The 15,701-nt window shown below is 55.5% G+C and carries 17 protein-coding genes; all 17 read left to right on the forward strand.

Translation table 11 applies throughout. From position 1 onward, the window contains the following. Window positions 1–3 precede the first annotated feature (3 nt). The 17 genes from fliR (at window position 4) to frr (ending at window position 15,671) form a co-directional block, all read left to right on the forward strand. Entirely contained in the window at window positions 4–777 is a 774-nt protein-coding gene (fliR, locus tag QWV57_RS05895) for a flagellar biosynthetic protein FliR (RefSeq protein WP_013523405.1), read from the forward strand. Between the two features lies 1 nt (window position 778). Then, window positions 779–1,861, forward strand: coding sequence for a flagellar biosynthesis protein FlhB (gene flhB, locus QWV57_RS05900; protein WP_013523406.1), 1,083 nt, complete (start codon window positions 779–781; stop codon window positions 1,859–1,861). 18 nt (window positions 1,862–1,879) lie between these two features. Further along, window positions 1,880–3,925 (forward strand): flagellar biosynthesis protein FlhA, encoded by a 2,046-nt coding sequence (gene flhA, locus QWV57_RS05905; protein ID WP_015374415.1) that lies wholly within the window; start codon window positions 1,880–1,882, stop codon window positions 3,923–3,925. Further along, window positions 3,922–5,124 carry a flagellar biosynthesis GTPase FlhF gene (flhF, locus tag QWV57_RS05910; RefSeq protein WP_060787824.1) on the forward strand — a complete coding sequence of 401 codons (1,203 nt, stop codon included), beginning with the start codon at window positions 3,922–3,924 and terminating at the stop codon, window positions 5,122–5,124. The genes flhA and flhF overlap by 4 nt, the downstream gene beginning before the upstream one ends. After that, on the forward strand, window positions 5,118–5,984 hold the full coding sequence (locus tag QWV57_RS05915) for a MinD/ParA family protein (protein ID WP_060787823.1): 867 nt from the start codon (window positions 5,118–5,120) through the stop codon (window positions 5,982–5,984). The genes flhF and QWV57_RS05915 overlap by 7 nt, the downstream gene beginning before the upstream one ends. A gap of 9 nt (window positions 5,985–5,993) precedes the next feature. Then, window positions 5,994–7,043, forward strand: a complete 1,050-nt coding sequence (locus QWV57_RS05920; protein ID WP_015374418.1) for a protein-glutamate methylesterase/protein-glutamine glutaminase — start codon at window positions 5,994–5,996, stop codon at window positions 7,041–7,043. Window positions 7,044–7,055: 12 nt separating this feature from the next. Beyond that, window positions 7,056–9,056 (forward strand): chemotaxis protein CheA, encoded by a 2,001-nt coding sequence (locus QWV57_RS05925; RefSeq protein ID WP_015374419.1) that lies wholly within the window; start codon window positions 7,056–7,058, stop codon window positions 9,054–9,056. A gap of 83 nt (window positions 9,057–9,139) precedes the next feature. Beyond that, complete coding sequence (locus tag QWV57_RS05930; RefSeq protein ID WP_011230743.1) at window positions 9,140–9,577, forward strand: chemotaxis protein CheW; 438 nt, start codon at window positions 9,140–9,142, stop codon at window positions 9,575–9,577. A 22-nt stretch (window positions 9,578–9,599) separates the two neighbouring features. Further along, window positions 9,600–10,232: a chemotaxis protein CheC gene (locus tag QWV57_RS05935; RefSeq protein ID WP_011230744.1), complete on the forward strand. Its 633-nt coding sequence runs from the start codon at window positions 9,600–9,602 to the stop codon at window positions 10,230–10,232. Further along, window positions 10,229–10,726, forward strand: a complete 498-nt coding sequence (locus QWV57_RS05940) for a chemotaxis protein CheD (RefSeq protein WP_081212541.1) — start codon at window positions 10,229–10,231, stop codon at window positions 10,724–10,726. The genes QWV57_RS05935 and QWV57_RS05940 overlap by 4 nt, the downstream gene beginning before the upstream one ends. Window positions 10,727–10,764: 38 nt before the next feature. Next, window positions 10,765–11,520: a FliA/WhiG family RNA polymerase sigma factor gene (locus QWV57_RS05945; protein ID WP_013145739.1), complete on the forward strand. Its 756-nt coding sequence runs from the start codon at window positions 10,765–10,767 to the stop codon at window positions 11,518–11,520. A 16-nt stretch (window positions 11,521–11,536) separates the two neighbouring features. Next, entirely contained in the window at window positions 11,537–11,782 is a 246-nt protein-coding gene (locus tag QWV57_RS05950; RefSeq protein WP_011230747.1) for a hypothetical protein, read from the forward strand. An 8-nt stretch (window positions 11,783–11,790) separates the two neighbouring features. Beyond that, entirely contained in the window at window positions 11,791–12,408 is a 618-nt protein-coding gene (locus QWV57_RS05955; protein WP_033005292.1) for a hypothetical protein, read from the forward strand. Between the two features lie 162 nt (window positions 12,409–12,570). After that, window positions 12,571–13,278, forward strand: a complete 708-nt coding sequence (gene rpsB, locus QWV57_RS05960) for a 30S ribosomal protein S2 (RefSeq protein ID WP_013145737.1) — start codon at window positions 12,571–12,573, stop codon at window positions 13,276–13,278. A gap of 157 nt (window positions 13,279–13,435) precedes the next feature. Continuing rightward, a complete protein-coding gene (gene tsf / locus QWV57_RS05965) occupies window positions 13,436–14,320 on the forward strand; it encodes a translation elongation factor Ts (protein WP_011230750.1) in 885 nt (294 codons plus the stop codon). 68 nt (window positions 14,321–14,388) lie between these two features. Then, window positions 14,389–15,111 carry a UMP kinase gene (pyrH, locus tag QWV57_RS05970; protein ID WP_011230751.1) on the forward strand — a complete coding sequence of 241 codons (723 nt, stop codon included), beginning with the start codon at window positions 14,389–14,391 and terminating at the stop codon, window positions 15,109–15,111. Between the two features lie 2 nt (window positions 15,112–15,113). Continuing rightward, entirely contained in the window at window positions 15,114–15,671 is a 558-nt protein-coding gene (frr, locus tag QWV57_RS05975) for a ribosome recycling factor (protein ID WP_011230752.1), read from the forward strand. Window positions 15,672–15,701: the final 30 nt, after the last annotated feature.

Here is a 15,701-nt window from a genome sequence, read left to right on the forward strand (position 1 = left end):
GCGATGGAACAAGCATGGACTTATTTTCCGGCGTTTTTGCTCGTCTTTGTCCGCGCCGCTTCGTTTTTCGCGGCGATGCCGTTGTTTTCCTATCGGACCGTGCCGGCTTCGTATAAAGCCGGATTGGCGTTTTTGTTCAGCTGGCTGTTGTTTTTGGCGATGCCCAAACCGGTGTTGGCGCTTGACGGTGTGTATGTATTGCTTGTCGTAAAAGAAGCGCTCGTCGGATTGGCGCTCGGGCTGCTGGCAGCGATCCTCATGGCGGCGATGCAAATCGCCGGCGGCTTGATCGATTTTCAAATCGGGTTTGCCATCGCCAACGTCATCGACCCGCAAACTGGAGCGCAAAGCCCGCTGCTTGGCGAATATCTTCATTTGCTCGCCCTGCTGCTTTTGCTCGCTCTCGATGGCCACCATTTGCTGCTTGACGGCATGTTTTACAGCTATCATTGGTTGCCGCTTGACCGCCTGCCGCACGTTGCTGACGGTCGGGCGGTGGAATACGCGGTGCGGGCGTTTGCTGCGATGTTCGCCGCCGCTTTCCAAATGGCGGCCCCGCTTGTCGGATCGCTCTTTTTAGTCGACGTGGCGCTTGGCATCATCGCCCGCGCGGTGCCGCAAATGAACATTTTTGCGGTCGGCTTTTCCGCCAAAACGGCAGCGGCGTTTTTGCTCCTGTTGGCGGGGATTGGGACGATATTGCTTGCGGCGCGCAGTGTATTTCACTTCATGTTTGCCTCGTTGCGCGAGTTGATGCGGCTGTTGGGGGGCGGATAAGATGGGCGAGTGGCGGCTCGATTTGCAATTTTTCGCTGGGGAAAAAACGGAAAAGGCGACGCCTCGCAAACGGCAAGAAGTGCGGGAAAAAGGACAGGTGGCCAAAAGCGGTGATGTCGTCTCCGCTTCCGTGTTGCTTGCTTCATTTCTTGCTTTGTCCTTGGCGGGGGCGTACGAGCGGGACGGTCTGCTGCGGTTGTTCGCCCGCGCCTTGTCCGATTCTGCCTCCCCTTCGTTGACGGTTGACTCGCTTCACCGGCTGTTTCTTGACTGGCTTTCCCATGCATCCTTGCTTTTGGCGCCGCTGTTCGCCGCCGCAGTGCTGGCGGCTGGGTTGGCCAACTTTTTGCAAATCGGCGCCTTGTTCACCGTTGAACCGTTAAAAATGGATGGGAACCGCCTCAATCCCGTGCAAGGAATGAAACGGCTGTTTTCGTTGCGCGCCTTGGTCGAGCTGTTGAAATCCGTGTTAAAAGCTGGAATCATCGGTGCGGTCGTGTTTGCGGCGCTGTTGGCCGAACGAAGCGAGCTTGCGGCGCTCGTTTCCAAGACGCCGGGTGAGGCTTTGACTGTCGTCGGCGGCTTGACGGTGAAAATGGGGCTGTACGCCGCGGGGGCGCTCTTGTTTTTAGCGCTGTTTGATTACTTGTATCAGCGGTTTGAATTTGAAAAAAGCATCCGCATGTCCAAACAGGACATTAAAGATGAATACAAAAAGACGGAAGGCGATCCACTCATCAAATCGCGCATCAAGCAAAAACAGCGTGAGATGGCGATGAGGCGGATGATGCAGGAAGTGCCGAACGCGGATGTCGTCATTACCAACCCGACGCATTACGCCGTTGCCCTCAAGTATGAAGACGGCAAGATGGAAGCGCCAGTCGTCGTCGCGAAAGGGGCGGATTATATGGCGTTGAAAATCAAGGAAGTGGCGAAAACCCATGGCGTCGTGACGGTCGAAAATCGCCCGCTTGCGCAGGCGCTCTACCGCCAGACGGAAGTCGGCGACATGATTCCAGAGGCGTTTTTTAAGGCAGTGGCGGAAATTTTGGCGTACGTCTATCGGCTCAAAGGAAACGTGTAGCAACAAGGAGAGAAAACCATGCAAGCGCAAATCAAAGATTTATCCGTATTGTTTCTTGTCGTGCTCATCGTCGCCATGCTCGTCATCCCGCTGCAGACATGGCTGTTGAGCGTCTTGATCATCATCAATATTTCCCTTGCCTTGCTTGTATTGCTGACGGCGATGAACACGAAAGAGCCGCTTGAGTTTTCCATTTTTCCGTCATTGCTTTTAGTGCTGACGCTGTTTCGGCTCGGGCTGAATGTGTCAACCACCCGCTCGATTTTAAGCAAAGGGGAGGCGGGCGGCGTCGTTGAAACGTTCGGAACGTTCGTCGTTGGCGGCGATGTTGTCGTTGGGTTTGTCGTGTTTTTGATTTTGGTCATCATCCAGTTTGTTGTCATCACCAAAGGGGCGGAGCGCGTCTCGGAAGTGGCGGCCCGCTTTACGCTCGATGCGATGCCCGGCAAACAGATGAGCATTGACGCCGATTTGAACGCCGGCATGATTTCGGAGCAAGAAGCCCGAAAGCGGCGGGAAAAAGTGGCGCAAGAAGCCGACTTTTACGGAGCGATGGACGGGGCAAGCAAATTTGTGAAAGGCGACGCCATCGCCGGCATCATTATCGTCGTCATCAACATGTTGTTTGGCATGGTGATCGGCGTTGTGGAGAAAGGAATGGATATAGGGGAGGCGGCAAAGCGCTACACGCTTTTGACGGTCGGCGACGGCATCGTCAGCCAAATTCCGGCGCTGTTGATTTCCACGGCGACCGGCATCATCGTCACCCGGGCGGCGTCGGACAGCAACTTGAGCGGCGATATTATGCGCCAGCTGTTCGCGTTTCCGAAAATGTTGTACGTCACGGCAGGAACGATTTTCCTGCTCGGCTTGTTTACGCCGATCAACGACTTGTTGACGATGCCGATTGCCGGGCTGCTGGCGCTTGGCGGCTACCGATTTATCGAGCGGCAAAAGCAAGAAGAAGCGGCATTGGCCGCTCCGGAAGAGGAGGCGGCGGCCGCCGACGAATTGAAAAGCCCGGAAAGCGTCATCCAACTGCTGCATATTGATCCGATTGAATTTGAGTTCGGCTATGCGCTCATTCCGCTCGCTGATGCCAATCAAGGCGGGGATTTGCTTGACCGGATCGTCATGATTCGCCGTCAGCTCGCGCTCGAGCTTGGCATTGTCATCCCGGTTGTGCGCATTCGCGACAACATCCAGTTGCAGCCGAATGAATACCGGATCAAAGTGAAAGGAGAGGAAGTGGCGCGCGGCGAGCTGCTGCTTGACCATTATTTGGCGATGAGCCCCGGAGTTGACGATGATTCGATTGATGGCATTGACACCATCGAGCCGGCGTTTGGTCTGCCGGCGAAATGGATTTCCGAGACCGTCAAAGACCGGGCGGAAATGCTTGGCTATACAGTCGTCGACCCGCCATCGGTCGTCTCGACACACTTAACGGAGGTGCTGAAAGCCCATGCCCACGAACTGCTGGGGCGTCAGGAAACAAAACAGCTGATCGATCATTTAAAAGAATCGTATCCGGTGCTTGTCGACGATGTGACGCCGAATCCGTTGTCTGTCGGCGACGTGCAAAAAGTGCTCGCCAAGCTGCTGAAAGAGAAAGTGTCGATCCGCAACTTGCCGCTCATTTTTGAGGCGCTTGCCGATTTTGCCCGCCTGACCAGCGACACCGATTTGTTGACGGAATACGTCCGCCAAGCGTTGGCGCGGCAAATCACCTCGCAGTACGCCGTGCCGGGCGAGCCGCTGCGCGTCATTACGCTGTCGGGCAGGGCGGAAAAAACGATCGCCGACGCCGTGCAGCAAACCGAACACGGCCGCTATTTGGCGCTCGAGCCGGCGCGGGCGCAGGCATTTGTGGAAGCGGTCGCCGCGGCGCTTGAACGCTATCCGTTCGCCGGCCAGACGCCGATTTTGCTCTGCTCCCCGGCGGTGCGCATGTACGTCCGACAGCTGACCGAGCGCCATTTTCCGACTGTTCCGGTGCTGTCGTACAACGAGCTTGAAACGGATGTCGAAGTTCAAAGCGTGGGGATGGTGGAAATCGAATGAAAGTGAAAAAATTTGTCGCCCCGTCCATGAACGAAGCGATGAAAATGGTTCGCGCCGAACTTGGCCGCGACGCCGTCATTTTGCACTCGAAAGTCGTGCAGACCGGCGGATTTTTCGGTCTGTTTGCGAAAAAAAAGATCGAAGTGTTGGCCGGCGTTGATCCGGATCCACTGCCGCTGCGTCAGCCGGATGCCGCCGCGTCTTTGACGCGTCAGCCGGATGCCGCCGCGTCTTTGACGCGTCAGCCGAGTGCCGCCGCGTCTTTGACGCGTCAGCTGAGTGCTGCTGCGTCCTTTGCCCCTTTGCCGGCGGCCGAGCGGGAGGAAGACGGCTCGCTTGCCCGTGAGATCGAGGAAGTCAAGGCGCTCATCCGTCAGTTCAACGCCCGCTCGTCTTCGCTTTTGTATCCTCCACCGCTTGCGGAAGCGGAACGGCGCCTCGTTCGGCAAGGGATGGCGGATGTGTACGTCCGCCAAGTGATGGATCGCCTGCTTGAACGGTGGTATGCCGACAAAGACGGCCGGTCGCCCGCTGCGGTCTCCGCCTGGACGAAAGAAGCGGTGCGCGATCTATTGTCGACGCTTCCGTTTGTCAAAACGGCGGAGCAAAAAAAGTATATGATTTTGCTTGGTCCGACCGGGGTTGGAAAAACGACGACGCTCGCCAAAATGGCAGGGCGCGCCGTCCTCGAGCAAGGGAAAAAAGTCGGGTTCATCACGGCCGACACGTACCGGATCGCCGCCATCGACCAACTGAAGACGTATGCCGACATTTTGCACGCTCCGTTGGAAGTATGCTACAATGCCGACGATTTTCGGACGGCGAAGCGGAAATTGGCCGGCTGCGATCTCGTGTTCGTCGATACGGCTGGCCGCAACTTCCGCAATCCGCAATACGTGGATGAACTGCAGCAAACGCTCGAGTTTGACAGCGAAACGGAAACGTTTCTTGTATTCGCCGCCACGGGAAAGTATGACGATATGAAAACGATTTACAACCACTTTTCCCACCTGCCGATCGATCGGCTGATCGTGACGAAGCTCGATGAGACGGACTCGTTTGGAACGATCGTCAATGTGTTGCTTGACAGCCGGCTTGCCGCCGCCTATTTCACGAACGGGCAAAATGTGCCGGACGACATGGTGGAAGCGTCCGCAGACCGGCTCGTTCATCTGCTGTTTGGGGCGGAGCGATGGTGAGCGATCAAGCAGAACGGCTGCGCTATGAGCTGGGCCGCCGGCTGACGCCGGCGGCGGGGCCGCGGACCATCGCGGTGACGAGCGGGAAAGGCGGAGTCGGCAAGTCAAACCTTTCGCTCAATTTTTCGCTGTCGCTCTCGAAGCTCGGGTTTCGCGTCTTGCTGCTTGATATGGACATCGGCATGGGCAACATCGACATTTTGCTCGGCCAGTCGTCGCCAATGACGCTTTCGGATTGGTTTTCCGCGCGGTTGCCGCTTTCCGAGCTGGTAAAAAGCGGACCGGAGCATCTATCGTATATTGCTGGGGGGACGGGCGCCGCGCAATGGTTGAGTGTCGATCGATCCGCTATCGACTATTTGTTGGCCGAGCTGCAGACGGTGGCGTCGCGATATGATTATCTCATTTTCGATATGGGGGCGGGTGCCTCAGAAGAACGATTGTATTTTTTAAAGTCCGTCGACGATGTGTTTATTGTCACGACGCCGGAGCCGACCGCGATGATGGATGCGTACGCCATGATGAAATATATGCACACCGCCGGCAGCGAGGCTCCGTTTTCCGTCATCGTCAACCGCGCCGGCAGCGAGCGGGAAGGATATGGCGTCTTTTCGCGCCTGCAGCATGCCGCCAGTCGGTTTTTCCATAAAGACATCGCCTTGCTTGGCGTCGTTCCTGAAGACCGGACTGTGGCGCGCTGTGTCGTCCGGCAAACGCCGTTTGTTCTCTTTGATCCGGCGGCGAAGGCGAGCCGGGCAGTGCGTCAAATGGCGTGCCGCTATGCGGCGGGAGGAGAAAAAGAGCCGGAGCGGGCTCCCCGCTTTTTTGCGAAGCTGCGTCAACTTTTGCTAGAAAGGTAGAGACGGAACATGAAGACGATCAAGGTGCTTGTCGTCGATGACTCGGCGTTTATGCGCAAATGGATCAGTGATTTTTTGTCCGAGCATCCGCGCCTCGAAGTCATCGGAACAGCTCGCAACGGCCGGGAGGCGCTCGAGAAAATCGCTGCCCTAAGGCCGGATGTCGTGACGCTTGATGTGGAAATGCCGGTCATGAACGGGCTCGAAACGTTGCAGCGCATCATGCGGGATCATCCCGTGCCGGTCGTCATGGTGTCAAGCACGACGACCGAAGGGGCGGAAAACACGATCGCCGCCATGCAGTACGGGGCGGTCGACTTTGTCGCCAAGCCGTCCGGACCGATTTCGCTCGATTTGTACAAAGTGAAAGACGAGCTGATTGGCAAAGTGCTGCACGCGAGCGAAGCGAACGTGGCTGCCTTGACTGCTCCGCGCCGCCAACGTCCGTCTTGGCGCCCATCGTTCAAAGCGGCGGCGCGCCCGCAACAGGCCATCGTTGCGATCGGCACTTCCACCGGCGGCCCGCGCGCGCTCGAGACGGTGCTGACGCAGCTTCCGCCCGATCTAGCCGCTCCGGTCGTCGCTGTCCAGCATATGCCCAAAGGGTTTACGGCGTCGCTCGCCAATCGGCTTGATGCGCTTGCCGCGATCACGGTCAAGGAGGCGGAAGACGGGGAAGTGCTGCAAAATGGCACCGCCTATATCGCGCCAGGCGGCGTCCATCTCATCGTTCGTGAAGAAGGCGGCGCGCTTAAAGCCCGTTTCGACGAATCGCCGCCGCGCGCCGGCCATCGTCCGGCTGTTGACGTATTATTTGAGTCGCTTGCTGCCATTCGCCGCTGTCGGAAAATCGCGGTGATTATGACCGGCATGGGAAGCGACGGAACAGTAGGGTTGAAAATCCTGAAGGAAAGCGGGAACACAAAAGCGATCGCGGAAGCGCGCGAGACAGCCGTTGTCTTTGGGATGCCAAGAGCGGCGATCGAGGCTGGCGTCGTTGATGTCATCGCACCGCTTGACAGCATCGCCGCTGCCATCGTCCAATCGATCGGGGAGTGAGGGGGAAACGGCATGGACATGAGCCAATATTTGGATTTATTTATTGATGAAAGCAAAGAGCATTTGCAGGCGATCAACGAGCGGCTGTTGGAACTTGAAAAAACGCCGGAGGACATGTCTGTGGTGAATGATATTTTCCGTTCGGCCCATACGTTGAAAGGCATGTCCGCCACGATGGGGTTTGAAGATTTGGCCAATTTGACGCACCAAATGGAAAACGTGCTCGATGGCATACGCAATCGGCGGCTTTCCGTTACCCCGGAATTGCTTGACGTCATTTTTGAGGCCGTCGACCATTTGGAGGCGATGATCAGTTCCATCGCTGCAGGCGGCGACGGAACGCGCGATGTAAGGAGAACAGTCGAACAGCTGAAACGAATCGAGCAAGGGGAGATGCCCAACAAGCAGGCAGCAAGGGAAGAACCGCCCCTTGAACATGCGTATGGGGAATTTGAATACCATGTGCTCGAGCAGGCGAAGGAGCAGGGATTTTCCGTCTACGAAATCCGCGTTCGGCTTCGCGATGACTGCTTGTTGAAAGCAGCGCGCGTCTATATGGTGTTTGAACAGCTGAATGAAGTCGGAGAAATTGTGAAAGCAACGCCGCCGGTCGAGATGCTGGAGGAAGAACAGTTTGACCGGGAGTTTCTCGTTACGGTCGTATCCAAAGCGCCAGCCGATGAGTTGCAAAAGCGGCTGATGGGCATTTCGGAAATTGATGACGTCAAGGTGTCTAGGCTATCGAGCGATGAACCGTCGGCAGAAAGTGAGAAAGCGGCTGCGCCCCAACAACCGGCCGCTATGGAGCAGGCCGCGGCCGTTCAAGCCGAAGCAGAGGCGCCGGAAAAACAAACAGTAAAACAGGCGACGAAAACGATCCGCGTCAACATTGAACGGCTCGATCGGTTGATGAACTTATTTGAAGAATTGGTTGTTGATCGCGGTCGGCTTGAGCAAATTTCCCGCGAGCTGAACCATGCCGAATTGACGGAAACGGTCGAGCGGATGTCTCGCATCTCGAGCGATTTGCAGACGATCATTTTAAATATGCGCATGGTGCCGGTCGAAACGGTGTTCAACCGCTTTCCGCGCATGGTGCGCCAACTCGCCCGCGAGCTCGGCAAAAAGGTGCGTCTTGACATCATCGGCGCGGATACCGAGCTTGACCGGACGGTGATCGATGAAATCGGCGACCCGCTTGTCCATTTGATCCGCAATGCGCTCGACCACGGCATCGAAGCGCCGGACGTCCGGGCGGCGCGCGGAAAGCCAGAAGAAGGGATCATTCAATTGCGAGCGTACCATAGCGGCAACCATGTCTTTATTGAAATCGAAGATGACGGCGCCGGCATTTCCCGGGAGAAGGTGCTGCAAAAGGCGAAAAGCCGCGGCATTGTCTCGCCGCAGGCGGCGGAGCATTTGAACGATCAGCAAATTTACGAGCTTATTTTCGCTCCCGGCTTTTCGACCGCTGAAAAAGTTTCGGACATTTCCGGCCGCGGCGTCGGTTTGGATGTCGTCAAAAGCACGATTGAATCGCTCGGCGGCACCGTTTCGGTCGATTCGCAGCCTGGAAAAGGGTCGCTCTTTTCCATTCAGCTGCCGCTCACATTGTCGATCATTTCGGTGTTGCTCGTTCAAATCGCTGAGGAAACGTACGCGATTCCGCTGTCATCGATCATTGAGACGGCGCTGGTGAAAAAAGAAGAGATTTTTTCCGCCCACAACCAGCCGGTCATCGATTTTCGCGGCAAAATTGTGCCGCTCGTCCGCCTGAAAGACGTCTTTGCTGTTCCCGGAGCGGCCGATGACGGAGATGCGGTGGCGGTCGTGATCGTCCGGAAAGGGGAAAAACTGGCGGCGCTGGCGGTCGACTCGTTTATCGGGCAGCAAGAAGTCGTGTTGAAATCGCTAGGAAACTATTTATCTTCGGTTTTCGCCATCTCGGGGGCGACGATTTTGGGAGACGGCCGAGTGGCGCTGATTATCGACTGCAACGCGCTCGTGAAGTAGGAGATGGCCGTGTCGGTGCGGGGGCGCCTATGGCGTTGATCTGCCGTTTTCAGTGGCATGTCGAAAAAAAGGGGGAGGATTGGATGACGGCCAGCGTGCAAGCAGACTGGAAAGTGATTGCGTTTCGCCTGAAAGAAGAAGAATATGCTCTGCCGGTGCAGCATGTCCGTTCCATCGAGAAAATGCAGCCGATCACGCGCGTGCCGGGGACGGCCCATTATGTAAAAGGGGTCATCAACTTGCGCGGTGTTGTGACGCCGATCATCGATTTGCGCGAGCGGTTCGGGTTTGCCCCCGAACCATATGGGGAACAGACGCGGATCATTATCGTTGCTCTTGAGGATATGGAAGTTGGGCTCATCGTCGATGCCGCGAATGATGTCCTTGATCTGCCGGCGGAAAGCATCGAACCGCCGCCAGAGGCAATTGGCTCCGTTGAGGCAAGTTACATCGACGGCGTGGCGAAAGTGGAGAATCGGCTCCTCATTTTGCTCGATTTGGCGAAAGTGCTCGACCGATAACCTGTAGAGAGGAGCATTGACCTTGGACGATATTCGCAACTTGACGGGGATGCATATTGACATTTTGCGCGAAATCGGCAACATTGGCGCCGGCAACGCGGCGACGGCTTTGTCGACGTTGCTAAACAAAAAAATTGAAATGGCGGTGCCGCGCGTTCAAATTGCGACGTTTGCCGAAATGATGGAATCAATCGGTGGACCGGAACAAGTAGTGGCGTGCGTCTATTTGCGCATCGAAGGAGAAGCGCCGGGAAACATGTTTTTCGTGCTGCCGCCGGAACAGGCTGAGCGGTTTGTCCGCCGGATGATTGGCGATGACTCATTTTCGTTTCAAGGAGAAGCCCATGAGCTTGGCTGCTCGGCGCTTCAGGAGCTCGGCAATATTTTAGCCGGTTCGTATTTGTCGGCATTGGCTGACTTTACGCGGCTCAACTTGCACCCGTCCGTGCCGGCATTGGCCATCGACATGATTGGAGCTGTGCTGTCGTTCGGATTGCTTGAGCTGTCGCGTGTTGGCGATTACGCCATTTTGATTGACACTGCCATTTACGATGAACGGCGCCCGGACGAAAGCATCAACGGCCATTTCTTTCTTCTACCTGACCCCGAGTCGTTTTCCACCATCTTTCGAGCGTTAGGTGTGGATGGTCTATGAGCACAGCGCAGGCTGTCAAAATCGGCATTGCGGAAATGGAGGTCGTCATAGCGCCGAATGTCATCCGCACGTGCGGGCTTGGGTCGTGCGTCGGTGTCGTCATTTACGATGCAGGCAAGGCGGTTGCCGGCATGGCGCATGTCATGCTTCCGCATTCCTCGATGGCGCGCGGCGGAGTCATCAATGCGGCCAAATACGCTGATACGGCGGTCGAGGCGCTCGTTCAGCTTGTCATTGCCGCTGGCGGGCGGAAAGGGATGCTGAAAGCGAAGCTGGCCGGCGGGGCGCAAATGTTTTCGTTTTCGACAGTTGGCGGCGATATGATGCGCATTGGCGCGCGCAATGTGGAGGAAGTGAAAAAGCAGCTCGAGCGGCTTCACATTCCGGTCGTCGCCGAAGATGTCGGGGGCCATAGCGGCCGCACGATCGAATTTAATCCGCAGACGGGCGTGCTCTCCATCCGCACCGCCGCTCAAGAAATCAAGGATATATGACCGGGATGCGCCGTTTCCGCAAGGCAAGGGGGAGAATAATGGGAAGCGCGCTAAAAGGAGAAGAACGGAAATACTGGGATGAATGGATCCATGGCCGCGACCGTCACGCGGCCGAGGAGCTGGTGCAGCGCTATATGCCGCTTGTTTTCTACCACGTGCAGCGGCTTTCGGCGACGCTGCCGAGCTCCGTGCCGAAGGATGAGCTCGTCAGCCTTGGACTCGTCGGCTTATACGATGCGTTGGAGAAATTTGACCCATCGCGTGATTTGAAGTTCGACACGTACGCCTCGTTCCGCATCCGCGGCGCCATCTTAGACGGTTTGCGCAAAGAAGACTGGCTGCCGCGCAGCATGCGCGATAAGGCAAAAAAAATTGAGGAAGCGATCGAGCGGCTTGAACAGCGGCACATGCGATCGGTGACGGCGAAAGAGATCGCCGCTGAGCTCGGGATGACGGAAGAGGAAGTGCAGGCGGCGGCGAGTGAAACGTTTTTTTCCCATTGGCTGCCGCTCGGGCAGACGACCGTCGACGAAGATGAAGGACTGCTTTCGGTTCGCGACGACCGCGCTCCGCTTCCCGAGGAGCAAATCGTTAAGCAGGAAATGATCGAAAAGCTGGCTGAAGCCATCGGACAGCTGAATGAAAAAGAGCAGCTCGTCATCAGTTTGTTTTATAAAGAGGAGCTGACGTTTACAGAAATCGGGAGCCTTTTGCATTTGTCGACATCAAGAATTTCGCAAATTCATGCGAAAGCGCTTTGGAAACTGCGCCGCTTTTTTGAAAAAGAGCCATGAGGGGAGAGAAAAAGCGATGGACATCCAGCTTCCAGCGTTGCAAAGCGTCATGCCGAAAGCGCCCGACGCGGAAAGGCTTCAAGCTTCGACGCAACAACATTCCTATGCCGTGCAGGCGCAAATGGCAACTGCCGGCCAAAAGCGGGCGGAGCGTGCGCGCCGTCGGGTGACGGATAAACGAACGAGCGCCCGTCTTGAGCAGGAGGCGTCCCGTTTTGGAGGACACCCTTATAAAGGAAAAACGATCGACATTCAAGGATAGTGAACATCATGATGGCATTTTGGCTAACGATCAGTTTGCTGCTGCACGCCTTGTCGTTTTGGTTGATCATTGTGCTTTTCCTTCGCCTGTCGCGGCTTGGCGAGGCGGAGAGGCGGGCCGAGGAGCTCGAGGAAGCCATGACCGCTTATCTCGCTGCCTGGAAGGAAGAAAACGAGCGCTTTTTGGCTGAACTTGACTCGTTGCTTGGCAGCGGAGCGGCTCCATTCGTTTCTGCACCGGAAACGAACGATGCGCCCAGTGGGCAACGGGGCGCGAACGGGAAAGAGACGGCGTCCATGCCGGGGGCAGGAGGCGGTGAAATCGGAGCGGGGTTCGAAAAGCGAACAGCGGAAGCAAAAAAGGGGGAAAACGAGCCGGCGGAGCGGGGAGAAACCGAAAAACGCGCCAAAACAAGCCGTCCAAGCGCCGCTCCGGGCTATTTCCCAGACATCGAAGCGGTCAAGGATGTGCTCGAACTTTCACACGCCCGACCGGCCGACGCGAGTGAGCTTGCTCGCCGCCTATATGCGGAAGGAGAGACAGTCGAGGAAATTGCCAAACAGCTCGGCAAAGGGAAAACGGAAGTCGAGCTATGGCTCAAATTTGCGCAAAAAACGAATCAATAGGCGAATAACAGCTTGATTTGCCGCTTGCAGTTGTGATATATTTTTTCATGGTGTGAATACACACGCCTGGTGATTTCAGCAACGGTGCTGGCAACGCCAGTCTTGCTGAAAGATGAGGCAGGCGGAGGACCAAAAACCACTAAGGAAACAGGAGGAGCATACATGTCGGTTATTTCGATGAAACAACTGCTTGAAGCTGGCGTCCACTTTGGACATCAGACGCGCCGTTGGAATCCGAAGATGAAAAAATACATTTTCACGGAGCGCAACGGCATCTATATCATCGACTTGCAAAAAACGGTGAAAAAAGTCGAGGAAGCCTACAACTTCGTTCGCGAATTGGCGGCGAATGGCGGCAAAATTTTGTTCGTCGGCACGAAAAAACAAGCGCAAGAGTCGGTGAAGGAAGAAGCGGAACGCTGCGGCATGTTTTATGTCAACCAACGCTGGCTCGGCGGCACGCTGACGAACTTCGCTACGATCCAAAAGCGGATCAAACGGCTGCGTGAAATTGAAAAAATGGAAGAAGATGGAATATTTGACGTTCTGCCGAAAAAAGAAGTCATTCGCTTGAAAAAAGAAAAAGAGCGTCTTGAGAAGTTTTTGGGCGGCATCAAAGACATGAAAGAGCTGCCGGATGCGTTGTTTGTCATTGACCCGCGCAAAGAGCGGATCGCGGTGGCGGAAGCGCGCAAGCTGAACATCCCGATCATCGGCATCGTCGACACGAACTGCGATCCGGATGAAATTGACTATGTCATTCCGGCCAACGACGACGCCATCCGCGCTGTTAAGCTGTTGACTTCGAAAATCGCCGACGCCGTGCTTGAGGCGAAACAAGGCGAAGAAGCGGCCGTCGCAGCAGAGTAACGATGCACAAGAAAGGTGATAAGAGGGGAAAGCCTTTTATCACCTTTTTTTGAGACAGAAATGAGCAACTTTTGGCTATACTAACGAATAAGGGCAAAACGGGAAGCCGCTGCCGGCACCGATACATATACGGGACAATGAGAAGGAGGATTTTTTTATGGCGATTACAGCACAAATGGTGAAAGAACTGCGCGAAAAAACAGGCGCAGGCATGATGGACTGCAAAAAGGCGCTCACCGAAACAAATGGTGACATGGAGAAAGCGATCGACTGGCTGCGCGAAAAAGGAATTGCCAAAGCGGCGAAAAAAGCGGACCGCATCGCGGCCGAAGGGATGGCGTACATTGCGGTGGAAGGCAATACCGCCGTCATTTTGGAAGTGAACTCGGAAACGGACTTCGTTGCGAAAAACGAAGCATTCCAAACGCTTGTCAAAGAGCTGGCCGCCCACTTGCTGAAACAAAAGCCGGCTTCGCTTGATGAAGCGCTCGGTCAAACGATGGACAACGGCTCGACCGTCCAAGACTACATCAACGAAGCGATCGCCAAAATTGGTGAAAAAATTACGCTTCGCCGCTTTGCCGTCGTCAATAAAGCGGACGGCGAAACGTTCGGTGCGTACTTGCACATGGGCGGGCGCATCGGCGTATTAACGTTATTAGCCGGCAATGCGAGCGAAGACGTCGCCAAAGATGTCGCCATGCACATTGCCGCACTTCATCCGAAATACGTCTCGCGCGACGACGTGCCGCAGGAAGAGATTGCGCATGAGCGTGAAGTGTTGAAGCAGCAAGCCTTAAACGAAGGCAAGCCGGAGAAAATCGTTGAAAAAATGGTCGAAGGCCGGCTGAACAAGTTTTACGAAGACGTCTGCCTGCTCGAGCAAGCGTTCGTGAAAAACCCGGATGTGACGGTGCGCCAATACGTCGAATCGAACGGAGCAACAGTCAAGCAGTTCATCCGTTACGAAGTCGGCGAAGGGCTCGAAAAACGCCAAGACAATTTTGCAGAAGAAGTCATGAGCCAAGTCAGAAAACAATGACGGACCGCAACAGGGAACACGCGCGTGTTCCCTGTTTTTCAAAGTGATTCGCATCATGGAGGTTGGACATGGAACAGCCAAAATACAAACGCGTCGTGTTAAAGTTGAGCGGGGAAGCGCTCGCTGGAAAGCAAGGGTTTGGCATTCAACCGGCGGTCATTCAGTCGATCGCCAAACAAGTGAAAGAAGTTGTTGAACTGGGCGTCGAGGTCGCCATCGTCGTCGGCGGCGGCAACATTTGGCGTGGAAAAACGGGAAGCGAAATGGGCATGGACCGGGCGACGGCTGATTACATGGGCATGTTGGCGACGGTGATGAACGCCCTCGCTTTGCAGGACAGCCTTGAGCAGCTCGGCGTGGAAACGCGGGTGCAAACATCGATTGAAATGCGGCAAGTGGCCGAACCGTACATTCGCCGCCGGGCGATTCGCCATCTTGAGAAAAAACGAGTTGTCATTTTCGCCGCCGGCACAGGCAACCCGTACTTTTCGACCGATACGACCGCGGCCTTAAGGGCGGCGGAAATCGAGGCGGACGTCATTTTAATGGCGAAAAACAACGTCGATGGCGTCTACAGCGCCGACCCGAACGTCGACGCCAATGCGGTCAAATACGATGAGCTGTCGTACTTGGACGTCATTAAGCAAGGGCTCGGCGTCATGGATTCGACTGCTTCCTCGCTTTGCATGGACAACAACATTCCGCTCATCGTCTTCTCGATTATGGAAGAAGGCAATATTAAACGCGCTGTGTTAGGTGAAAACATCGGAACGATCGTAAGGGGGAAATAATGATGGCAAAGCAAGTGATCCAACAGGCGAAAGAAAAGATGGATAAAGCGGTGCAAGCGTTCACCCGCGAGCTGGCAAGCATTCGCGCCGGACGGGCGAACGCAGGGCTGCTTGAGAAAGTAACCGTTGACTATTACGGCGTGCCGACGCCAATCAACCAACTGGCCTCCATCAGCGTGCCGGAAGCGCGGCTGCTTGTCATTCAGCCGTACGACAAATCGGCCATTAAAGAAATGGAAAAAGCGATTTTAGCATCGGATTTAGGGCTGACGCCATCGAATGATGGATCCGTCATTCGTCTTGTCATTCCGCCGCTCACCGAGGAACGGCGCCGCGAGCTCGCGAAGCTTGTCAAAAAGTATTCAGAAGACGCGAAAGTCGCGGTGCGCAACATCCGCCGCGATGCGAACGATGAATTGAAAAAGCTCGAGAAAAACGGCGAGATTACGGAAGATGAGCTCCGCAGCTACACGGACGAAGTGCAAAAGCTGACCGATGACCACATCGCCAAAATTGACGCCATCACAAAAGAAAAAGAAAAAGAAGTGATGGAAGTATAGGCAAAACGATGCAAACCCTCTATGTTGATG

It is taken from the genome of Geobacillus zalihae, from assembly GCF_030414215.1.
Lineage (GTDB): Bacteria > Bacillota > Bacilli > Bacillales > Anoxybacillaceae > Geobacillus > Geobacillus zalihae.

Coding starts and splice junctions, on each gene's coding strand:
- fliR (WP_013523405.1), top strand. CDS start 4: ATGGAACAAGCATGGACTTATTTTCCGGCGTTTTTGCTCGTCTTTGTC.
- flhB (WP_013523406.1), top strand. CDS start 779: ATGGGCGAGTGGCGGCTCGATTTGCAATTTTTCGCTGGGGAAAAAACG.
- flhA (WP_015374415.1), top strand. CDS start 1,880: ATGCAAGCGCAAATCAAAGATTTATCCGTATTGTTTCTTGTCGTGCTC.
- flhF (WP_060787824.1), top strand. CDS start 3,922: ATGAAAGTGAAAAAATTTGTCGCCCCGTCCATGAACGAAGCGATGAAA.
- QWV57_RS05915 (WP_060787823.1), top strand. CDS start 5,118: ATGGTGAGCGATCAAGCAGAACGGCTGCGCTATGAGCTGGGCCGCCGG.
- QWV57_RS05920 (WP_015374418.1), top strand. CDS start 5,994: ATGAAGACGATCAAGGTGCTTGTCGTCGATGACTCGGCGTTTATGCGC.
- QWV57_RS05925 (WP_015374419.1), top strand. CDS start 7,056: ATGGACATGAGCCAATATTTGGATTTATTTATTGATGAAAGCAAAGAG.
- QWV57_RS05930 (WP_011230743.1), top strand. CDS start 9,140: ATGACGGCCAGCGTGCAAGCAGACTGGAAAGTGATTGCGTTTCGCCTG.
- QWV57_RS05940 (WP_081212541.1), top strand. CDS start 10,229: ATGAGCACAGCGCAGGCTGTCAAAATCGGCATTGCGGAAATGGAGGTC.
- QWV57_RS05945 (WP_013145739.1), top strand. CDS start 10,765: ATGGGAAGCGCGCTAAAAGGAGAAGAACGGAAATACTGGGATGAATGG.
- QWV57_RS05950 (WP_011230747.1), top strand. CDS start 11,537: ATGGACATCCAGCTTCCAGCGTTGCAAAGCGTCATGCCGAAAGCGCCC.
- QWV57_RS05955 (WP_033005292.1), top strand. CDS start 11,791: ATGATGGCATTTTGGCTAACGATCAGTTTGCTGCTGCACGCCTTGTCG.
- rpsB (WP_013145737.1), top strand. CDS start 12,571: ATGTCGGTTATTTCGATGAAACAACTGCTTGAAGCTGGCGTCCACTTT.
- tsf (WP_011230750.1), top strand. CDS start 13,436: ATGGCGATTACAGCACAAATGGTGAAAGAACTGCGCGAAAAAACAGGC.
- pyrH (WP_011230751.1), top strand. CDS start 14,389: ATGGAACAGCCAAAATACAAACGCGTCGTGTTAAAGTTGAGCGGGGAA.
- frr (WP_011230752.1), top strand. CDS start 15,114: ATGGCAAAGCAAGTGATCCAACAGGCGAAAGAAAAGATGGATAAAGCG.